Genomic DNA, 19977 nt, shown 5'->3' with positions numbered 1-19977 from the left:
CGACGGAAATATGGCCGTGCCGCACATGTCGCTTTGACCTTTGGCCCGATGGTGCAGTATCGACACCCATAACGACAAAGGAAACGAGCATGGCGAACCGGACCGACGAAGACGACACCCGCCAGCGGATCAAGATTGCGGCCATCCAGCTGTTTTCCCGGCACGGGATCGAGGGTGTGTCGGTTCGCGCCATCCTGAATCAGGCGTCGGTCAAGAACTCGGCCGGAATCCACTATTACTTCCGCACCAAGGACGACCTGATCCGCGAACTGGTGCGCGACGCCCTGATGCGCACGCGGCGCGCGCGAAACGCGGCGCTGGATGCGCTGGAGGCCTCCGGCGCCCGGATCGGCGTGCGCGACATCGTCGAACTGATCGTGAAGGTCGAGACGGTTGGCACGGGCGATCCGGAGCAGCGCAGCGATCTTCCGATCGGCTTTGGCCACATGCGGTTCATTTCGGTAATGCAGCTGAACCACCGGGCGATGTTTGCCGCAGCGGTCGAGGCGGAGGGCGATGACAGCTTTCAGCGCTGCATCGACCATATCGCGGCGGCGCTTCCGGACGTGCCGCGCGCCGCGCTCAATCGAAAGCTGGTGTTCTTCTATCAGTTCGCGCAAGCGAGCCTGTCAGCGCGCGAGGCGGCTTTTGTTCTCAGCGAGGATGGCGGCCGTCTTTGGGGCGAGGCAAGCGCCCTGGACAGCCTGATCGACAGCCTCACCGCAAGCATCGTCGGCGCCCCGTCCCGCTGACGCGGCAAGGCGCGGCAACGCATGCGGCTGGCGCCGCCCCCGGGGGAACGGCGCCGGCGGTGTCGGGCCTACTTCGCAAGCTCCAGGATTTCCATCACATCCGCCGGCCCGCTGATCGGTCGCGGATTGGTCTTCCCCCAGATGTCGTCCATCGTGTATTCGGCGATTTGGGACATCTTGTCCGAGGGGACACCCACGGCGGCAAGGGAGCGCGGCATTCCCAGATCGGAGATGAACCGGTCCACGAGGTCTGCGGCGGGCACATCGGGTTTGCCGAATGCGGCGCGGATCGGCGCCTGGCGCTCGGCGTTTGCCGGTTCGTTCCATCGCAGAACGAAGGGCGACATCACGCAGGACGTGTGCCCATGCGGCACGTCGCACAGGCCGCCCAGCACATGACCGATCGAGTGGCTTGCGCCCATCGGCACTCCGGCAATGATGGGCAACATGGATTGCCAGACGCCGATCTGGCACTTCAGGCGCGCCTCGAGGTCGCCGGGATCGGCCTTGACCCGCGGCAGGCCGGCGATCAGCAGGTCGAGGGCGCTTTTCGCAAGTCCGTCGCAGAAGTCGTTGGACTGGAAGGATTGCAGGGTTTCGATTGCGTGATCCAGGGCCCGGACGCCGGTCGACAGCCAGAGCCATTCGGGCGTGTGAACCGTCAGCGCCGGGTCGAGGATCACCGCGACCGGGGCCATCATCCGCTCCAGATAGGCTTGCTTGTGTTTGCTGACCGGGTCTGTCGCGCCCGAAAGCGGATTGAAATCGCCGCCGGACAGGGTCGTGGGAATGCAGATCGTGCGGATGTCCTGGGGGGCAAAGGCCGGCACCACCATCGCACCGGCGTCGTCCACCGTGATATGATAGGGGTCCATTCCCTCCGCCGTGCTCACGTTGTGCTTGAGCATGACCGGGACGATCTTGGCGCAATCGGTGACGGATCCGCCGCCGATGGAAACGATCAGATCGGCGCGTGCCTCCCGGGCCACGGCGGTCGCGGCGATCACATTGTCGCGCGGCACATGCGGTTCCACGCCGGTGAACGTTGCTGCGTGGCTGGCGCCGAGGGTGGCTTCGATTTTCGCGATCTCATCGGTTCGATCGGCAAGGGACTTGCTGGCAATCAGGACGACGCGCCTGGCGCCGAGCATCTCGACCTCGGCCGCGAGCGCTGCGGCGGCGCCTTCACCGAAGCGAATGCGCTCGGTCGATGTCATCACCACCAGTCCGGCTGCTGAACCTGTCATTGTTTCCTCCCCGGAAAATGAACAAACAGAATTGCTTCCTGCTCCATTTCCGGTGCAGGGGCGTGCGCCTGGCGACCCGGAAGGTCAGGCAGGCGTGCGAAACCTTTCTCCCTTGATGGAAATGCCCTCGGCGTTGCGATCGCAGGTGTCCGGCGTCAGGCCTTCGCTGCGCAACTGGTGCTTCAACACCTTGGCCGTCGGCGTCTTGGGAAGGCTGTCCAGAATGCGCACGTAGCGCGGCACCATGAAGTAGGCCATGCGCTCCTGGAGAAACGCGATCAGTTCGGCCGGGTCGATCGTGCGTCCGGCGACCGGCGAGACGCAGATCATCACTTCGTCCTCGCTGTGTTCGCTGTCGACGGCCACGGCGGCGGCCTCGAACACGTCGGGGTGGGCCAGAACCTCGGATTCCACTTCGAAGGACGAAATGTTCTCGCCCCTGCGCCGGATGGCGTCCTTCACCCGGTCGGCGAAGAAGAAGTTCCCCTCCTCGTCGCGCACAAAGGCGTCGCCGGTGTGAAACCAGCCATTGCGCCAGGCTTTGGCGGTGGCCTCCGGCATCTTGTAGTATCCGCTGTTCATTGCCCACGGCCGGTCGGTGCGGACGATCATTTCCCCCATGGTGCCGACCGGGACTTCGCAGTCGTTCCCGTCGACCAGCCGGACCTCCACCCCAGGCCTCGGCTTTCCGCAGGTGCCCCGAACCTTCGGGTTGGGTTCGGACACGATCGGGCTGGACACCTCGGTCATGTTGAAGATCGTGTAGACATCGAGGCCGAAGCGGCTGGCGAAACTCTCCGCGTTCGACGCCAGGGGCACCATCAGGACAAGCCGCAAGGGGTTGTCCGCATCGTCCGGTTTCGCTGGCTGCTTTTCAAGAAAGCTGGCCATGACCCCCAGCAGGAAGGCGACCGTGCTGCCGGTGCGGCGCACCTGGTCCCAGTAGGTGGCGGTGTCGAAACGTTCCACGACCGCGATCGAGCCGCCGCGCGCCAACATGCAGAACATCGGTCCGGAGCCGCCGATATGGAACATCGGCGCATTGATCAGATAGCGGTCGTCAGCGGTGACGAAGGGCCAGGATTCCGGGCCCGCGTTCGAAAAGAGGTGGAGATAGGACATCAGCACCCCCTTCGACGGGCCGGTCGTGCCGGAGGTGAAGATGATGGTCATCGGGTCCCAGGGCTCGATGCTGCGCTGGAGCGGGGCCAGCGAGCCGCTTTCGGGCAGCAGTGCCTCCTGGTAGAGCGTTGCGGGAAGCGGGGCCGCGATCTCCTCTCCGTCCGTGCCGGCCGTGCCGGTGACGATCAGCCTCTCCAGGCGTCCGAGGTCCACACCTTCCATCCGCTCGACGAGGGTTGCCTCGACGATGGCGAGCGTGGCGTCCGAGATGTCGATGACATGTTCCAGAAGCCGGCCCTTGTAGGCGGTGTTGATCGGAACGTAGATCGCTCCGAGATAGTTGAGCGCGAAAAAGATCCGGATTTGTTCCCGGCAGTTCGGCATCCAGACGAGAACGTGATCGCCCTGCCGGACGCCCTGGTCCTGAAGGCCGACCGCCGTCTGCAGAACCAGGTCGCGAAGCGTCGCGTAGGTCCATTCCTCGCCGGTGTCGTCGAATTTTGCAAAAACCGTGTCGGGGCGGTCTCTGGCCTGCCGGTCGATCAGATGCCGGGTGACCACGTCCTGGCGCGCGGGGATCCGCGGATCGTTTGTTTCCTCAGACAGCATGCTGTCTTGTACGTCGAACATGTTTTCCTCCCGCACGAACCCGACTTGCTGGCTTGTCGCTGTTTTGCGCTTTCCGATACCTCCCCGGAAGAGCGGCCGCCAGAGCGTGTTTGTCGAGCATGGCGCGAACCCGAGATCTAAGTCAATAGTTTTGAGCAAATGACTTAAACGTATGGCGCCGGTCTTCTGACGGCGGTTGTCCGGACGCGTCGGCGCGCATTCCGGGGCCTCGCCGACGGTGGTCTTGTCGGGTCGGGCCGCGTCGAACGACAGGGTGAGCGTCGCTGGGAGGCGTTGGCGTCATCGACCGGGCGCGCCTCCGGGAGGGGGAGCGATACCATCGTGTCCGGTCGACCGGTATCTGGCGAGCGGCACAGGTAGGGTTTTTTGGACGGGCATCCAGATAGCGGTCGACATCTGCGGTGGAAGCCGCCTTCGTTGGCGCTTCGCAAGGCTGCGGGAAACGGTGCGCCGCCATTGTTTCTAAGCGTGTCCTTGCAAAAATCGCCACCTGAAATATCCTACCAGTCTAACACCACCGAGACTGGAGGTCCGCTGTGTCCCTGTCCGCCTCTCTTTCCGGGGTCGTTCCTGCCGACGCATCTTTGTCGTCCGCAGACGATGTCCTGGCGGCCGGACGGGCGTTGCAGGGTGTTCTGCGCATGCGGGCGGAGGCGGGGGACGAAGCCTGTTGCCTGAGCGCGGAAACGGTGGCGACCTTTCGCGAAAACGGGTTCTTTCGGGTGCTGCAGCCGCATGGGTTCGGCGGTCTCGAGCGTCCGGCGGTCACCCTCTTCCGTTTGCAGGGCCTTCTGGCGGAGGCGGACATGTCGGCCGGCTGGGTGCTGGCCAACATGGGGGTGGTTTCGTTTCATCTGGCGCTCTTCGATCCGCAGGCGCAGGCGGATGTGTGGGGCGCCTCTCCCGATGCGATCCTGTCGTCGAGCAACATGCCCGGCGGCCGCCTGGAGGCGGCAGCGGGCGGCGGGTACAGGCTGTCCGGACGCTGGCGCTTCTCCAGCGGGGTCGACCATGCCGACTGGCTGGTCCTCGGCGCCTTGCGGGAGGTGGATGGCGTGCCGCAGGCGGGTGCCTGCGTCGTGCCGCGCGCCGATGTCGGGATCGTATCGGACTGGGATGTCGCCGGCTTGCGCGGCACCGGTAGTCACGCAGTCACCGTCGCGCAGGCTTGCGTCCCCGCGCATCGCTTTCTTGCGCATGAGGATCGCTTTCACGCACGCACACCGGGCACGGCGATCAACGGCGGGCCGCTTTACCGCCTGCCTTTGCCGCAACTTCTGTTTCGGGCGATCTCGACCGCATCGCTCGGTGGCTTGCGCGGCATGCTCACCGCGTTCCTCGCGGCAAACGGCGAGCGCACGTCGATGATGGCGCAGCGCATTGCCGAGGACCCTCATGTTCAGGACCTTTGCGCCAGGGTCGACGCGGATCTCGCGGCGATGTGGCAGGTGCTGGAGGGGGATCTTGCCGAGATGACCGCGGCGGCGGAGCGCGTCGAGGAGGTGCCGCTTGCGCGAAGGCGCGTCTTCCGGCTGAACGCCACCCGTGTCGCGGACCGCTGTTTCGATCACGCCGCCGGCCTGCTGCGGGCGGCCGGGGCGTCCGCGCTCTATCGCGGCTCGCCTTTGCTTCGGTTTTTCAATGACATGCTTGCAGCGCGCCAGCATGCGGCCAACCAATACGAACTTCACGCCCGCAACGATGGCGCCGCGCTTTTCGGGCGGGCGGGAGAGGATATGCTGTTATGAGCAAGCCGGTTGCACAAGCTTTCGACACTGCCGCGGAACGCCCCGCGCACCTGCCGTTTTCCGTTGCCTTCGATGCGCGCGACGAGGAGGCGCTTCTGGCCGTCTGGCGCGATATCCTGCGCTCCAACCGCTGGAGCGACGGCGATCACACGCGCGCCTTCGAGGCAGCCTGGACCGCGCAAACGGGTCTGGAGGCCGTTGCCTTCAACAACTGGGCCGGCGGGGCATTGGCGGCACTCGATTTCGTCGGCGTCGCGGGCGAAAAGGTGCTGTCGCCCTCCAACACCTTTTTGGCGACCCCGCGTTCCGCGCAGACGTCCGGAGCCTCAATTGTCTTTTACGACTGCAACCGCGAGGACCTTTGCGGGTCTTTCGACGATTTCGTGGCAACGGCCGAACGGCATCGGCCGAAGGCGGCCTGGATCGTGCATGTCGGCGGACATATCGCCTTCGACATCGAGAGGATCGCCGCCTATTGCCGGGAAAAGGGCATCTGGCTGATCGAGGATTGCGCCCATGCCCATGGCGCCAACTGGAACGGTCGCGCGGCCGGGAGTTTCGGCGACGCCGGGATTTATTCCTTCTACCCCACCAAGACGATCTCCACGGGCGAAGGCGGCATGCTGGTCACCGCGAACCCGGATCTTGCCCGTCACGCCTGCTCGTACCGCGATTATGGCCGGGGATCCGGCTACCGCATCGAGGGCATGAACCACCGCATCGACGAGTTCACCGCGGCGATGGGCGTCATTCAGACGCGGCGGCTTGCCGATATCGTCGCCTGGAAGCAGGCCTATGCGCGCGACGTTCTCGACCCGGCCTATCCCAACCGGGTGCGTCTGCCCGAAGGGATGGAGAGCGGCTTTTACAAATACATCGTCTTCGATCCGGTCGAGGGCGGCGCCGGCAAGGTCTACGAATTGCCCTGCCACCGGATTTTCAAGCACTCGGTCGACCTTGCGAACACCGACTGGGTTGCGGAAAACCACTGGTGCGTGCCGATCCATTATCCGCGCGCAATGTCTTAATCTGGACTTGTAATGGTACTATAAAGGTATTGTCATACGGAAAATTGTATGATCAACTGAATGCGCTCGGCCAGGGGCATCCTGGCAGCAGGTGACCAGGGAGCTCGCATGACTGCTCACACTCCGCGCACCGAGAGTTCAGCCATCGACGGATCGCCCGTCTGGCTCTGGCTCGACCCCACCACCCGCTGCAATCTTGCCTGCCGGCTGTGTTACACCAAGCTCAGCCACGGCAAGGACGACATGACGCCGGAGGATCTCCGGCGCATGCTGAGCGACCTGCGCGACAGCGGTTCGGTCGATGTCCAGACCATTCATCTGAACTGGCGTGGCGAACCCTTGATGAACCCGCGCTTTGCCGAGCTGCTCGCAACCGTCGGCGACGTCATGCCGGATGTGCCGCTCCAGTGGCACACCAACGGCACCATGCTGACCGAGAAACGGGTGGAGGAGATCGTCTCCGTCGATTTCGACCACAAGATCTTCGTCTCGCTCGACGGCGGAAACCGCCTGTCCCACGACCTCAACCGGGGCGAGGGCAACTTCGAGAAATCGCTGCGCGGGCTGGAGGTGCTTCTCGACCGTGCGAAGGACCGGCCGGGCCTGCGCGTCGGCGTCTATCAGATCGATCTGGACGAACCGATTGAGGACTATGATCCGCGCTTTCTCAAGTTGCTGGAACGCGTCGACCAATACGAGAAGGTCAAGCCGCTCTTGCCCGGCGGCGCGGAACAGGCCATCGACAAGATCGAGAACCTGGAAAGCGACGGCACGCTCGACCGGATGCTGTCTGAGGAGGTCTTGCCGCATCTCCCCGTTCCGCAGCTTCCGTGCTTCTGGGCCGGGCATGTCTTTTGCGTTGCGCCGAACGGCGACGTTTCCATCTGCGTGATCAGTCATGGTCAGGCCGGGATCGTCGGCAACCTGTTGCGCGACGGCGTCGACCGGGTGCTGGCCGGCGCGCTCGCCTTCCGCTGCCGTCTCGCCGACCACGGGCGCGGTGCCGTCAGCCATTGCAAGGACTGCCGGAAGCCGGCGGGCCGCATTTTCCCGCAACACATCCAGGACAAACGCGCCGCCGCGGCCTGAGGCGGCGCAGAAGGAGCCAGACGACATGAAGCCTGCATGGGCAATCGGCCTGATGACCGGAACCGTTCTCGACGGTTACATCGACATCGCCATGATCAAGACCGACGGCGAGACGATCGATGCCTTCGGGCCGTGGGAGCTCGCGCCCTATCCGGTCGATATCCGCGACCTGCTCGGCCGCACCTTCGAGGCGGCGCTCAAGTGGCAGTTCGACGGCCCGGAGCCCGCGATTTTCCGGGAGGCGGAGGCCGCGCTCACCGAGGCGCAGTCGCTTGCGGTGAATGCCTTCCTCGAGAGGCACGGCTATTCGGCTGCCGACATTTCGGCCGTCGGCTTTCACGGACAGACCGTGCTGCACCGGGCGCCTGAGGGCGGGCGGCGCGGCTACACGCGGCAGTTGGGCGACGGTGCCATGATGGCGGACATCGTCGGCACGGATGTCGTCTATGATTTCCGCTCCGCCGACATGAAGGCCGGTGGACACGGCGCGCCGCTGTCGGCGATCTACCACAAGGCAGCACTGAGAAAAATCAACGCCGGCGGCGACACGGCGGTGCTCAATCTCGGCGGCGTGGCCAATCTGACCTGGTGCGACGGCGATCACATGGTTGCCTTCGACACGGGGCCGGCCAATGCGCCCGTCAACGACTGGATTTACGAGCACAATGGCGGCGACATGGATGAAGGCGGCGCGATTGCCGCAAGCGGCACCGTCGACGAGGACCGCCTGCGCAAGCTGCTGGAGCACCCCTTTCTCGCCGCGCCCTATCCCAAGTCGCTCGACAGGTTCGATTTCTCCGCCTCCATGGCGAAGGGCGAAAGCCTTGCAGATGGCGCGGCGCTTCTCACCGCCTTCACGGCCGGATCGGTCGGCAAGGCGCTCGACCTCCTGCCGACCCGCCCGCGCCGGATCGTGGTGTGCGGCGGCGGACGCAAGAACCCGGTGATGATGCGCGAGATCGCGAAACGCACCGGCGCGGAGGTCGTGCCGGCCGAAAGCGTCGGTTTTCGCGGCGATGCGGTGGAGGCGGAGTGTTTCGCCTTCCTGGCGATGCGCTCCAAGCGCGGCCTGCCGCTCAGCTTCCCGCTCACCACGGGCGTGAAGGAGCCGCTTGGCGGCGGTGTTTTGGCGCGGGCGCGCAAGGCGGCCTGATCACGGTCTCGAAGGCGGCGGCCCGGGGGGGGGAAGCCGCGCCGCGATCCAACGGAGCCTCAGGGATGACCTCGATCCAGAGTTACATGGAAGGTCTCGGAGGCCGGCTCGGCCCGGATGCGGGTTCGGGCGGGCCGGTGGTGGCGCTTTTGGAAATGGCGTCGGAGCTGCCGGAAATGGATCCGTCTCTCAAGACGGAGGAAAATCGTTTCCATGGTTGCCAGTCGCGGGTGTGGCTGGATCTGAGGGTCGACCCCGATGCGCAGCTGGTGCGCGTTGCCGCCGACTCCGACGCCCGCATCATGCGCGGCTTGCTGTCGATCGCGGTCGGCCTCTACGACGGGCGCACCGTGGAGGAGGTCGCCGCGACCCCGCCGGACCGCTTGCGCGAGGCCGGGATGATCGAGTTGCTGGCGCCAAGCCGCGCCAACGGCTTTTACCGGCTCTTGAAACACATCCACGGCTTCGGCGCGGGGCTGGCCGCTGAACGGGCGGGGCTGTCATGAGCGAACACGTGCTGACTGCCGGGGAACACGCCTACTACCAGCGCCAGATGGTGCTGCCCGAATGGGGCGAGGCGGGCCAGCTCCGTCTCAAGGCCGCGCGCGTGCTCGTCGTCGGCGCCGGAGGTCTCGGCGCGCCCGTCCTGCAATATCTGGGGGCCGCCGGTGTCGGTGTGATCGGGATTGCCGACGGCGATTTCGTCGAGGTCTCAAACCTGCACCGTCAGGTCATTCACACGATGGAAGATCTCGACACGCCGAAAACGACGAGCGCCGCGACGCGATTGCGGCGCGGCAATCCGCATGTCGAGGTGGTGGAGCATATGGTTCCCGTCACCGTTGCAAATGCGGCGGACCTCATCTCGGGTTATGACATTGTCGCCGATTGCACCGACAATTTCGCCACGCGCGACCTTCTGCACGCGACCTGCCACGCGCTGGGCCGGACGCTGGTCAGCGGTGCCGCGCAGATGACGGAAGGCACGGTCACCACCTTTGCTGCCTTTCGCGGCGGAGAAAACCCGTGCTTTCGCTGCCTCTATCCGACGCCGCTTCCGCCCGAGATGACCCCGTCCTGTTCGATGGTGGGGGTGGCTGGCCCCGTGTTGACGGTCATCGGTGGCCTGCAGGCGATGGAGGTCGTGAAGGAGATCCTCGGCATTGGAGAGGGCCTGTCCGGGCGGATCGTCATGTACGACGGCTTGTCCGCCGGGTTCAGCGAGATTCCGCTTGCCCGCCGCGCGGACTGCCCCTGCTGCGGCGGATCGGCAACCGCGCAGGGCGAGCGCGCAATGGCTCAGCCGCCGGTCACCGGCGGATAGATTTCGACGACCTGCGAGGGGGACAGCTCATGGTCCGCATCGACATAACGTCGGTCGATCACATAGCGCAGCGCCTGCGGCATCGCGAAGAGCGGGGCCGCCTCCGCGTGGCGCTCGCCAAGGAACGCGGTGAGATCCGCGATGGTGCGCACATGCGCAGGCGGATCGACCTCCTCCTCGGCGCAACCGGTCTTGGTCTTGAGCCAAGTATGGAATTTAACCTTCATTGCAAATCCTCCTGAATTGAGAGGAATTGTACTTGAGTGGCCGATGAAAGAAAACAGGGATATGCAAAATAAATCTCTAAAAAATATAAGAGTACTTGATCTTTCAAGATTTATAGCGGGGCCTTTCTGCGGGCAGGTCTTGGGGGATCTTGGCGCGGACGTGGTCAAGATTGAACGTGCCGACGGCGGCGAGGAAGGGCGACGGATCGGCGAGATGGTGGATGGCGAAACGCTGTTCTTCATGGGGGCAAACCGGAACAAGCGCAGTCTCACGCTTGATTTCCGCAATCCCGATGGCCAGGCGCTGCTGCGCCGGCTTGCGGCGGAAGCGGATATCCTTGTCGAGAATTTCCGACCCGGGACGCTGGAAAAGATGGGCTGCGGCTATGATGTCCTGTCGGCGGAAAACCCCGGTCTCATCCTGGTGCGTGTTTCCGGCTTCGGTCAGGACGGGCCGATGGCCTCTCATCCCTGTTTCGACGGCGCGGCCCAGGCGCACAGCGGGATCATGACGCTGACCGGTCAGGCGGATGGTCCGCCGACGATGGCGGGTGTCTTCGTCAGCGATTATTCCACCGCGCTCTATGCCAGCATCGCGGCGCTCGCGGCCCTGCAGGCGCGTCAGGAAACCGGCAAGGGCCAGGTCGTCGAGGCCACGCTGATGGACAGCGCCTTGTCGATGCTGACAACGGCCGTCGGGGAATCGAAGCTCCTCGGCGTCGAGCCGTCGCGTCTTGGCAACCGCGACCGCTATCTCTCGCCGTCGCATTGCTTCAAGAGCCGGGATGACAAATGGGTCTACGTCGTTGCCGGCAACGATCATCACTTCGTCCGCTTCTGCGAGGCGATGGGCATGCCCGAGCTGGCAAAGGACGAACGGTTTGTCACCTTCTTTGTCCGAAACGCGAATGCGGAAGCCCTGGAGGGGATCATCGATGCCTGGGGGCTGGAGCATGACGCGGAGGAAATCCTGACCGCGCTGCATGCGGTCGGCGTTCCTTGCGAGCCGGTGGCAAGCATCGCCGATGTCGTGGAAAATCCGCATCTCGCCCATCGCGGACAGATTGTCGATGTGCCGCATCCCGCTGGCGGCACCGTTCCCGTGCCGGCTTCCGCGATCAAGATGTCGGCGACGCCGCCGGGCGTGCATCGCGGTCCGCCGGCGTTGGGCGCTCATACGCGCGAGGTCCTGCGCGACTGGCTTGGCGTGGACGACGCCGAATACGAGGCAATCGACGCGACGGGATGCCTGTAGTCCGATCGCCGCGCAGGCTAGACTGATGAGCGTCTACCTGTCGAAGACGCCCAGTGCCGGAGACCCGCCCCCATGCCGCAATACGCGCTGAAAGCCGCCGTGATGGATGCGGCACAGCTTGCCGACCGGGCCAATGCGCTGACGGCCGCCGGACTGCCGGTCGCGCTCGAATTGCACACATTCGGCCCGCGCGATCTGGAGGATGCAGCGACGAGGCGCGTGTGTCTGGAAAATCTCGACGGGCTGCGTCAGACCCACGGGCCGCTCGATCTCACCGTGCATGTTCCCTTGCAAAAGGTTGCCAGGGTGACGGAGCGGGTTTTCGATGCCGACCAGGTCGAGGAGGCCCTGCGCTTCGCCGAAGAGGCTGGCGCCGGCCGGGTCGTGATTCATCGCTATTGGGGCCTTGTCTACGGGGGCGCGCCGCAGCGCACGAACCGGCAGGAGGCAACTGCGGGGTTCAACGCGGAAATCGCGCGTCTGGCGCGCCTTGCGCCCGACATCCTGCTCTTGGTGGAAAACGTCGGCCATTATTCGTTGCTGCCGCGCGACGGAACGTCCTATCTCGCCGGCCCGCTGGATCACTTCTTCCCCTGGGAGATCGCGGAGTTCCGCGCCTTCGTTGCCCGCGAGGGGCTGGCCAATGTCGCTCCCTTCGTCGACACAGCCCATGCGACGCTGTCGGCCAATCTGTTCAACTGGCGCCGCGCGCATGCCGCGGCCACGAAAGACGATCCGCGCTTTTGCGCCGTGCTTGAGGAGGATCTGGAGCGGGCCGAACGGCTGCATCCGTTCGATTTCGTCGATGGCGACATGCCGTGGCTTCATGTCAGCGACAGCGTCTTTTATCCCGATCCCGCCAATTGCCCGCCCGAAATTCCGCTCGATGCGTTGATCACGGAAGGCCTTGAGGTCGGCACCGGCAATCTGCCCTTCGAGATGTTTCCCGACGCGCTGGGGCGCGACGCGACGACCGGTCTTGTGCTGGAAGTGGAGCCCGGCGCCGGGGAGAGCCATCGCGCCAACCGGGCGCAGGCGCGCTCGCTTGCGTATCTGCGGGCATTCTTTGAGGCCGGCTGACGGAGCGCAGGCTCACAGGCGCTTCGCCGCTCCCCAATGCGAAGGAATGTCGAAGGGAAGCGCGCCCGCGTCGCCGAGCCCGCGTTCGTCCTGACAGGTGCAGGCCTCGTCCACCGGCTGCGGCCGGTCGGTCACGTCCAGACAGTCGGCGATGAGGTTCATCTGCATGCGCTCGAATGGCGGGTCGAACCGCCCGGTCAGCCAGCCGATGGCGTAGCCCGCCGCCAGAGTGCCGCTGGTGGTGGTGATATAGCCGACCGTGTCGATCTGCGGGACTTCATGCGCTTCCGGTGGCGGCGCCTGATCGCCGGCGGCATCGATCAGCGCCTGGCGTTCCTCAGGCGACATCAGCTCCTGGCGCATGCGCACATCGTCCACCATGCCGCGGCAACGCGGGCAGGGGTCGTGGGGGCGAAACAGCACGAGCTGGATGATCTGCCCGGTGACCAGTCCGTTCGCTCCTTCGATCAACCCGCCGCAATCGATGGCCGGCACCAGATAGCGCCGCGCCATGTCGCTGAGCACGAGCCGGCTGGTGTGCTGGTCGGTGCACCCCAGCAGCACATCCGCCTGCGCGACTTCCTCCACGATGGCGCGTTGCGGCAGGCGTCCGTCGAAGGCGATCACCTCGATGTCCGGATCGATGCTGCGCACATGGTCGCGCGCGAGCGTCGCCTTCAGCGTCGGCGTCTCGATGTGTTCTGGAAAACTGGCATGGGTGCGCTCCAGGTTCGACGGGCTGATCACATCGGAATCGACGATGACGATCTTGCCGACGCCCGCGCGCGCAAGCATTGGGATTGCCACGGAGCCGGTGCCCCCGGCCCCGATCACGACGGCGGTCGCGCGCCTCAGGCGCTGATAGGCCTCGACGCCGAAGGAACTGGTGAAGCGCGCGACCCGCTCGGGCGGCAGCGGGTCCGCCGCCGGCGGTGTGCCGTCGCTCCAAAGGCGCGAGCCGGGCTGGCCCTCGAGGAACATGCGGTCGATCTCGCACCAGCCGTCGGCCCTGCGCCAGCGCGCGGCGATCTCCGGCGGCCCCTGCGGCGCGATGCCGATGAGGAGGCGCACTTCAGGCCCTTCGCCGGCTTCGTCCGGCACCGGAGCATCGGCCCACTCGTCGAGGGCGGCGTGAAAGGCCGTTTCCCCGTCAATCGCCAGCGCCCTGATTTGGGCCCAAACGCCGCTCGCCCCCGCCGGCAGGGCGAGATGGAACGGGCGCACGGTCCACACGGTGGAGTCTGGCGTGTGCGTCACGGCAAGCGTTGCGGTCCAGTCTTGCGCAGGCGAGCCGGGCAACGCGTCGGCGCGCAGCATGTCGAATTCGGTTTTGCCAAGTCTCAGCAGGGTCTTTGCGATTTCGTCGCGCGCGTCCATCCGGGCCTCCTGTGCGGCTGCGGCAAGCGCGGGGCTAGCCGCCCATCACGAACTTGCGGGTCACGAGGAAATGCATGCCCGAGCGCATGGGAAGCGAGGCGTCCCGCGCCAGCGCCTCATAGGTGCGCGGCCCGGTTTCCCGCTCGACGATGGCGTTTTCCGCCGGAATGCCGGCCAGTGTTGCCAGGTCGTCGGCCGACATGGTCGGCGCGACGCCGGCGTCGCGGTCGAAGCGGCGGCGGTTGATGGTGATTTCCAGTCTGTCGTCCATCGCGGGCTCTCCCTCTTTGACCGCTCCGTCTGAGACTGGCGGGGCGGTGGCTTTGGGTCAGGACTGGCGCAGCCTCGGGTCGAGGTCGTCGCGCAGCGCATCGCCGAAGAGGTTCAGCGCGAAGGCGACGATCAGGATCGCCACGCCGGAAAAGATCGCAGCCCAGGGGGCAAGGAACAGGAAGTTGCGGCCCTCCGACAGCATCATGCCGAGCGAGGGCGTCGGCGGCTGGGTGCCAAGGCCCAGGAACGACAGCGAGGCCTCCACCAGGATCGCCGAGGACAGCAGCAGGCTGAACTGCACCAGAATGACGCTGACCAGGTTCGGCAGGATATGGTGCAGGATGATGCGCAGGTCCGATGCGCCGATGGAGCGCGCGCTCAGCACGTAGTCGCTCTCCGCGACGACGAGGGCCGGTCCGCGCAGCAGCCGGGCGAAGATCGGCGTGTAGACGATGGCGATTGCGGTTGCCGTCGGCACGGCGCCAGGCCCCATCATCGCGATGACGCCGATGGCGAGCAGCATCACCGGAAAGGCGAAGAGCACATCCATCAGCCGCATGATGATGCGCTCCGCCCAGCCCCGGTAATAGGCGGCGACGAGACCGAGCATGCTGCCGCCGAGAAAGGCGACAAAGACGGCGCTGACCGAGATCGCAAGCGAGGAGCGCAATCCGTAGATAATGCGCGAGAGAACATCGCGGCCCAGCTGGTCAGTGCCGAGCCAATGTGCGCCGGACGGCCCCTTCAGGCGTTGCAGGATGTCCTGGGCGAGCGGGTCGTAAGGCGCGATCAGCGGTGCGGCGAGCGCGGCAAGCACGAGCACCACGATCATCGTCAACGCCACGCAGTAGAGCGAAAGCGCGGGGCGACGGCGTTTTCGCACTGCTTTGGCAGTGGTGTCGGCGGCGGGGGCGCTCATTCCGAAATCCTCGGGTCGATGAGGGCGTAGACGATGTCGACGGCGAAATTGACGAAGACGAAGCTGCAGGTCACCAGCAGGATGGTCGCCTGGATCAGCGGATAGTTGCGTTCCGCGATGGCGCCGAGGATCAGCCGGCCGAGGCCGGGGATGGCGAAGACCTGCTCGATCACGATGGCGCCGCCGAGCAGGTAGCCGGCCATGATCCCGACGCTGGTGATGAAGGGGATGAGCGCGTTGCGCAGGGCATGGCGGTAAAGCACCCGGCGCGCCGGCACGCCCTTGGCCCGTGCGGTGCGGATGTAGTCCTGCTGCATCGCCTCCAGCAGCGTGGAGCGCAGCAGCCGGGCGAGATTGGCCATGATCGGCAGGCTGAGCGCGAAGGCGGGCAGGATCATTCGCGCCAGATTGCCGAGCGGGTCCTGGGAGAAGGGAACATAGCCGAGCATCTGCACGTTCGGCGCCAGCGCCGACAGCACGAGGATCATGATGATGCCGAGCCAGAAGGGCGGAACGGTGAGACCGATCACGGAGCCGGCCTGCACCAGAGCCTCGCCGCGGCGTCCGCGCAGCCGGGCCATCAGGATGCCGAGCGGAATGGCCAGGATCACGGCGGTGGCAAGCGCCAGCAGCGTGAGTTGCAGCGTTGGCCAGACGTGGGCGGCGATTTCGTCGATCACCGGCTTGCCGGTCCAGATCGAGACGCCGAAGTCGCCGCGCAGCACGTCGGACAGCCAGGTGAAGTACTGCTCGTGAACCGGCAGGTCGAGACCGAGACGGCTGCGCACCGCGGCGATGCGTTCCGGCGTCACCTCCGCGTTCGCGCCCAGCATGATCGCCACCGCGTCGCCCGGGATCATCCGGATGAAGCCGAAGACCAGCACCGAAACGCCGGCGATGACAAAGGCGAGATCGATGAGGCGTCCGCGAAGCCGTTTCAGGAAAAACATGGTCGGCCAATCCGTTCGGCCCGCAACCCCGGCCCCTCACCGGATACGGGCGTGGGGTCGGGGCATGGGGTGTTTCGCGTTCAGTTGTCGAGCGTGACGGACTTCAGCGATCCAAGCGAGCGGTTGGGGTAGATCGTGAAGCCGTCGACGGCTTCGCGCATTGCGGTGAAGAGCTGGCCGTAGGCGAGGAACAGCACCGGCCCGTCGCAGGCGAGCGTTTCCTGCACCTTGGCATAGATCTCGCGGCGGCCGTCGACGTCGGTTTCCTCGCGTCCCGCATCCAGCAGCGCGTCGAGTTCCGCGTTGGCGTATTTGAACACATTGGTCGAGCCGCCGGTGCGGAACGTCCGGTAGAAATAGTCGTCCGGCTCGATCGTTCCCGAATTCAGGGACACGAACATGTCGAACTCCGAGTTGCGCCAGTCCTGAACGAACTGGCCGATCTCGGGAATGTCCAGTGTCAGCTTGACGCCGATCGCGGCCAGCTGCTGCTGGATAACCTGGGCCATCGCCTTGGTGTCGTCGCGCGGCAGGACCAGAAGTTCAAGTTCGATCGGGGTGGTCACGCCGGCTTCGGCAATGAGCGCCTTGGCTTTTTCCGGATCGGGGGTGAAACAGGCAAGCTCGTCGGTCGGCGTCGCGAACCCCTTGAGCGCCGGCGACAGCGGACCGCCCGGCACGCCCGCGCCGAAAAGCGCCGCCTGTACCAGATCGTTGCGGTCGATTGCGTAGTTCAGGGCCTCGCGCACCTTCGGATTGTCGAGCGGCGGTCGTGTGACATTCAGCCCGGCAAGCGAATAGGCAAGCTCCAGCGTGTCCTGCAGCTTGATGTTCGGCTGTGCCCGCATCTGCAGGGCCGTCACCGCGTCGGTGTTGGGCAGCATGTGGTACTGCCCGCTGGTCAGGCCGACCTGCCGGGTCGCGGCTTCCGGCACGATGTTGAAATTGACGCCCTCGAGCTTGGGAAGGCCGTCCTGCCAGTAGCCGTCGTTCGCCTCCAGGCGAATGGCGACATTCGGCTGCCACTCGACGAACTTGAACGCACCGGTTCCGTCGGGCGCCCGTTGCAGCGTGTCCGTGTCGCCGGCGTACTTCGCCGGGACGACGGCAATTGTCGTCAGCGACGACAGCAGCGGCGCGGAGGGGGCCTTCAGCTTGACCACGACGGTGTTCTCGTCCGGCGTTTCGATGCTGTCGACCGCCGCGAGCCGGCTGGCGAGCGGCGAGCCGGTTGCTTCGTCCAGCACGCGCTTGAGGCTGGCGGCCACGTCGGCGGAGGTCATCTTGCCGCCGCTGTGGAACGTCACGCCCTCGCGCAGGGTGAAGGTATAGGTGGTCTTGTCTTCGGAAATCTCCCAGGCGCTGGCAAGGCCGGGAACGATGTTCAGATCCGCGTCGAGCGCGGTCAGTCCCTCGTAGATCGTTCCGTCGATGATCTGGAACGAGGAGAAGGCGGTGACGATATGCGGATCGAGACCCGAAGGGGAGCTGTCGACCGCCACCTCGAGCGGCGCCGCTTGGGCGGCAACGGAAAGGCCGAACGCGAGCGCGGCGCTGGATGCAATGAAGGATTTGCGCAGACTGTCCATGAACCCCAAACTCCCCTTTGGAAACAATTCTGACGTGCCCGCCTTGCCGGTGTCGAGCTTAGGCTGTTATGCTAGTCCACCTAAATACCATTTACAAGATGGTCGCGGTTTCAACGGTACCAGTAAAGGACGAGTCCGGCGTGGCGGCACACATGCGATCCCGATCCTATCAGACAAAATCGCGAGGCGTGATACTCTGGTTGCAGGGTCTTTTTTCGCCTGTTCTGGCTGTGGCGCAGGCGGGGTCGCCGGACCTCCGGTCCCGGGGAGCGCGTGCGTGCTGAGGATCGAGGATCTGTGTCTGGAGGCCGGCTCCGGCGTGCTGGTCGACGGCATCGACCTTGCGGTCGATGCAGGCGAGATGCTGGGCCTTGTCGGGGAATCGGGTTGCGGCAAGACGATCACCGCGCTGTCGGTTCTGGGGCTTTTGCCGCGCCAGGCCGTGCGCGTGACGCAGGGGCGGATCCTCTTCAACGGCCGCGATATCGCCAGCCTTGACGACGACGAGATGAATACGGTGCGCGGCAACGACATTTCGATGATCTTCCAGGAACCGATGACCTCGCTCAATCCCGTGATGACGCTTGCCGACCAGATCGGCGAGGGCCTTGCGCTTCACCGCGACCTGCACGGCGCGCGACAGGCGAGCGAGGTCGACCGGCTGCTGGCGCTGGTCGGCCTGCCGAACGGGCCGGAGCAGCGGCGCAGGTATCCGCATCAGCTCTCGGGCGGGCAACGGCAAAGGGTGATGATCGCCATGGCGCTCGCCTGCGAACCGGCGCTGCTGATTGCGGACGAACCGACGACCGCACTCGACGTGACGATCCAGGCACAGATCCTCGACCTGATCGGCGAGATGCGCGCGCGCTTCGGCATGGCCTGCATCCTGGTGACTCACGATCTCGGCGTCGTTGCGGAGACCTGCGACACGGTGGCGGTGATGTATGCCGGACGTATTGTCGAGCAGGGGCCGGTGGCGGATGTGTTCCGCACCCCGCGTCACCGCTATACTGAGGCGCTGCTGCGCACGATTCCAGCCGCCAACGCGCCGGGCGCGATGCTTCCGGCCATTTCCGGCACCGTGCCGCAACCCGGTGCGCGACCGCCCGGCTGTGCCTTTGCCGAGCGTTGTCACGAGGCGCTGCCGCAATGCGCCGGTCAAAGGCCGCCGCGCGACGGCACGAAAGAACATTTCGCCATGTGCTGGAACCCGGCCTCATGACCCCGTTGCTGTCCGTTGTCGACCTGGTCAAGCATTACCCCGCCGGCGGTGCCCGCAAGGTGCTTGCGCTCGACGGCATCAGCTTCGACCTTGCCGAGGGCGAGGTGCTTGGCGTTGTCGGGGAATCGGGCTGCGGCAAGAGCACGCTCGGGCGCACCATCATGCGCCTTGCGCGTCCGACGTCCGGCGAAATCCGCTTTCGCGGCACGGATCTCGCCGGCCTCAAGGGCAAGACGCTCAAGGCCGCGCGCGCCGAGATCCAGATGGTGTTCCAGGATCCCTTCGGCTCGCTCAACCCGCGCCACAGCGTGGCGACGATCGTCGGCGAGCCGTTGGTCGTGCACGGCCGTCCGGATCGCGCGGCGCGCGTTCGCGAGCTGCTCGATCTTGTCGGCCTGCCGCAGACGGCGGCCGCACGCCTGCCGCATGAATTCTCCGGCGGCCAGCGGCAGCGTATCGCCATCGCCCGCGCGCTCGCCCTGTCGCCGCGTATTCTCGTTGCCGACGAGGCGGTCTCCGCGCTCGACGTGTCGATCCAGTCGCAGATCATCAATCTCTTCGCGGAATTGCGCCGCGAGCTCGGCCTGTCGATGATCTTCATCAGTCACGACCTGTCGGTGGTGCGTCATGTCAGCGACCGCATTGCGGTGATGTATTTCGGAAAATTCGTCGAAACGGCCCCGGCCGAAGATCTCTTCCGCGCGCCGCTCCATCCCTACACCCGGGCGCTGATGTCGGCGATCCCGAAACTTCCCGGCAGCGCCGCCGCCTCCGGTTCGTCCCGGCGGATCGTGCTCAAGGGCGATGTGCCCAATCTCGCCTTCCGGCCCGATGGGTGCCTGTTTCACCCGCGCTGTTACGCGATGCGCGACAGGTGTCGCCACGAGGCGCCTGAGCTTGATCCCGCCCCGGGAGAGACGGGCGACGCGCGGCTTTGCGCCTGCCACTATGCCGGAGAGGATCTTTCCGACACGGGCGCCTCCGGATCGTAA

The 19977-nt window shown here is 65.5% G+C and carries 19 protein-coding genes; 11 read left to right on the top strand and 8 right to left on the bottom strand.

Going from position 1 to position 19977, the window contains the following annotated elements:
• The first annotated feature begins 89 nt into the window (after positions 1–89).
• Positions 90–752 carry a TetR/AcrR family transcriptional regulator gene (locus G572_RS25390; RefSeq protein ID WP_051241826.1) on the top strand — a complete coding sequence of 221 codons (663 nt, stop codon included), beginning with the start codon at positions 90–92 and terminating at the stop codon, positions 750–752.
• 68 nt (positions 753–820) lie between these two features.
• Here G572_RS25390 and G572_RS0107045 read toward each other — a convergent pair whose 3' ends face one another.
• Both G572_RS0107045 and G572_RS0107040 read right to left on the bottom strand, forming a co-directional pair.
• The gene (locus tag G572_RS0107045; RefSeq protein WP_029057867.1) at positions 821–1999 is read right to left on the bottom strand and encodes an iron-containing alcohol dehydrogenase; all 1179 of its coding nucleotides are present in this window, start codon (positions 1997–1999) and stop codon (positions 821–823) included.
• A gap of 84 nt (positions 2000–2083) precedes the next feature.
• Entirely contained in the window at positions 2084–3751 is a 1668-nt protein-coding gene (locus G572_RS0107040; protein ID WP_156884496.1) for an AMP-binding protein, read from the bottom strand.
• A gap of 584 nt (positions 3752–4335) precedes the next feature.
• On the opposite strand from G572_RS0107040, the gene G572_RS0107035 reads away from it, so the two are divergent.
• The 6 genes from G572_RS0107035 (at position 4336) to G572_RS22920 (ending at position 10093) form a co-directional block, all read left to right on the top strand.
• The gene (locus tag G572_RS0107035; protein WP_051241823.1) at positions 4336–5499 is read left to right on the top strand and encodes an acyl-CoA dehydrogenase family protein; all 1164 of its coding nucleotides are present in this window, start codon (positions 4336–4338) and stop codon (positions 5497–5499) included.
• Positions 5496–6527 carry a DegT/DnrJ/EryC1/StrS family aminotransferase gene (locus tag G572_RS0107030; protein WP_051241820.1) on the top strand — a complete coding sequence of 344 codons (1032 nt, stop codon included), beginning with the start codon at positions 5496–5498 and terminating at the stop codon, positions 6525–6527. The genes G572_RS0107035 and G572_RS0107030 overlap by 4 nt, the downstream gene beginning before the upstream one ends.
• A gap of 108 nt (positions 6528–6635) precedes the next feature.
• Complete coding sequence (locus tag G572_RS0107025) at positions 6636–7616, top strand: radical SAM/SPASM domain-containing protein (RefSeq protein ID WP_029057863.1); 981 nt, start codon at positions 6636–6638, stop codon at positions 7614–7616.
• A gap of 25 nt (positions 7617–7641) precedes the next feature.
• A complete protein-coding gene (locus tag G572_RS0107020; protein WP_029057862.1) occupies positions 7642–8769 on the top strand; it encodes an anhydro-N-acetylmuramic acid kinase in 1128 nt (375 codons plus the stop codon).
• A 65-nt stretch (positions 8770–8834) separates the two neighbouring features.
• Positions 8835–9275 (top strand): SufE family protein, encoded by a 441-nt coding sequence (locus tag G572_RS22925; RefSeq protein WP_051241817.1) that lies wholly within the window; start codon positions 8835–8837, stop codon positions 9273–9275.
• On the top strand, positions 9272–10093 hold the full coding sequence (locus G572_RS22920) for a HesA/MoeB/ThiF family protein (protein ID WP_051241814.1): 822 nt from the start codon (positions 9272–9274) through the stop codon (positions 10091–10093). Before G572_RS22925 ends, G572_RS22920 begins: the two co-directional genes overlap by 4 nt.
• Here the strand turns inward: G572_RS22920 and G572_RS0107005 are convergent.
• Positions 10069–10320: a MoaD/ThiS family protein gene (locus tag G572_RS0107005; RefSeq protein WP_029057861.1), complete on the bottom strand. Its 252-nt coding sequence runs from the start codon at positions 10318–10320 to the stop codon at positions 10069–10071. The genes G572_RS22920 and G572_RS0107005 overlap by 25 nt on opposite strands.
• On the opposite strand from G572_RS0107005, the gene G572_RS0107000 reads away from it, so the two are divergent.
• Complete coding sequence (locus tag G572_RS0107000) at positions 10235–11575, top strand: CoA transferase (protein ID WP_084649928.1); 1341 nt, start codon at positions 10235–10237, stop codon at positions 11573–11575. The genes G572_RS0107005 and G572_RS0107000 overlap by 86 nt on opposite strands.
• A gap of 72 nt (positions 11576–11647) precedes the next feature.
• Positions 11648–12655 (top strand): apurinic/apyrimidinic endonuclease family protein, encoded by a 1008-nt coding sequence (locus G572_RS0106995; protein WP_029057859.1) that lies wholly within the window; start codon positions 11648–11650, stop codon positions 12653–12655.
• 12 nt (positions 12656–12667) lie between these two features.
• Here G572_RS0106995 and G572_RS0106990 read toward each other — a convergent pair whose 3' ends face one another.
• From G572_RS0106990 to G572_RS0106970, 5 genes are all read right to left on the bottom strand, one after another.
• On the bottom strand, positions 12668–14032 hold the full coding sequence (locus tag G572_RS0106990) for a HesA/MoeB/ThiF family protein (RefSeq protein ID WP_029057858.1): 1365 nt from the start codon (positions 14030–14032) through the stop codon (positions 12668–12670).
• Positions 14033–14066: 34 nt separating this feature from the next.
• Positions 14067–14303, bottom strand: coding sequence for a hypothetical protein (locus G572_RS0106985; RefSeq protein WP_029057857.1), 237 nt, complete (start codon positions 14301–14303; stop codon positions 14067–14069).
• 57 nt (positions 14304–14360) lie between these two features.
• Positions 14361–15224: an ABC transporter permease gene (locus tag G572_RS0106980; RefSeq protein ID WP_029057856.1), complete on the bottom strand. Its 864-nt coding sequence runs from the start codon at positions 15222–15224 to the stop codon at positions 14361–14363.
• Positions 15221–16174, bottom strand: coding sequence for an ABC transporter permease (locus G572_RS0106975; RefSeq protein WP_037546012.1), 954 nt, complete (start codon positions 16172–16174; stop codon positions 15221–15223). Before G572_RS0106975 ends, G572_RS0106980 begins: the two co-directional genes overlap by 4 nt.
• A gap of 80 nt (positions 16175–16254) precedes the next feature.
• Complete coding sequence (locus G572_RS0106970) at positions 16255–17763, bottom strand: ABC transporter substrate-binding protein (protein ID WP_029057854.1); 1509 nt, start codon at positions 17761–17763, stop codon at positions 16255–16257.
• Between the two features lie 277 nt (positions 17764–18040).
• Between G572_RS0106970 and G572_RS0106965 the strand changes: the two genes are divergently transcribed.
• On the top strand, positions 18041–18985 hold the full coding sequence (locus G572_RS0106965) for an ABC transporter ATP-binding protein (protein WP_029057853.1): 945 nt from the start codon (positions 18041–18043) through the stop codon (positions 18983–18985).
• Positions 18982–19977, top strand: a complete 996-nt coding sequence (locus tag G572_RS0106960; RefSeq protein WP_029057852.1) for an ABC transporter ATP-binding protein — start codon at positions 18982–18984, stop codon at positions 19975–19977. The genes G572_RS0106965 and G572_RS0106960 overlap by 4 nt, the downstream gene beginning before the upstream one ends.

The organism is Stappia stellulata DSM 5886 (genome assembly GCF_000423705.1).
Lineage (GTDB): Bacteria > Pseudomonadota > Alphaproteobacteria > Rhizobiales > Stappiaceae > Stappia > Stappia stellulata.
Note: the sequence above shows the minus strand (reverse complement) of the source record. Positions and strands in the feature narration are given on the sequence as shown.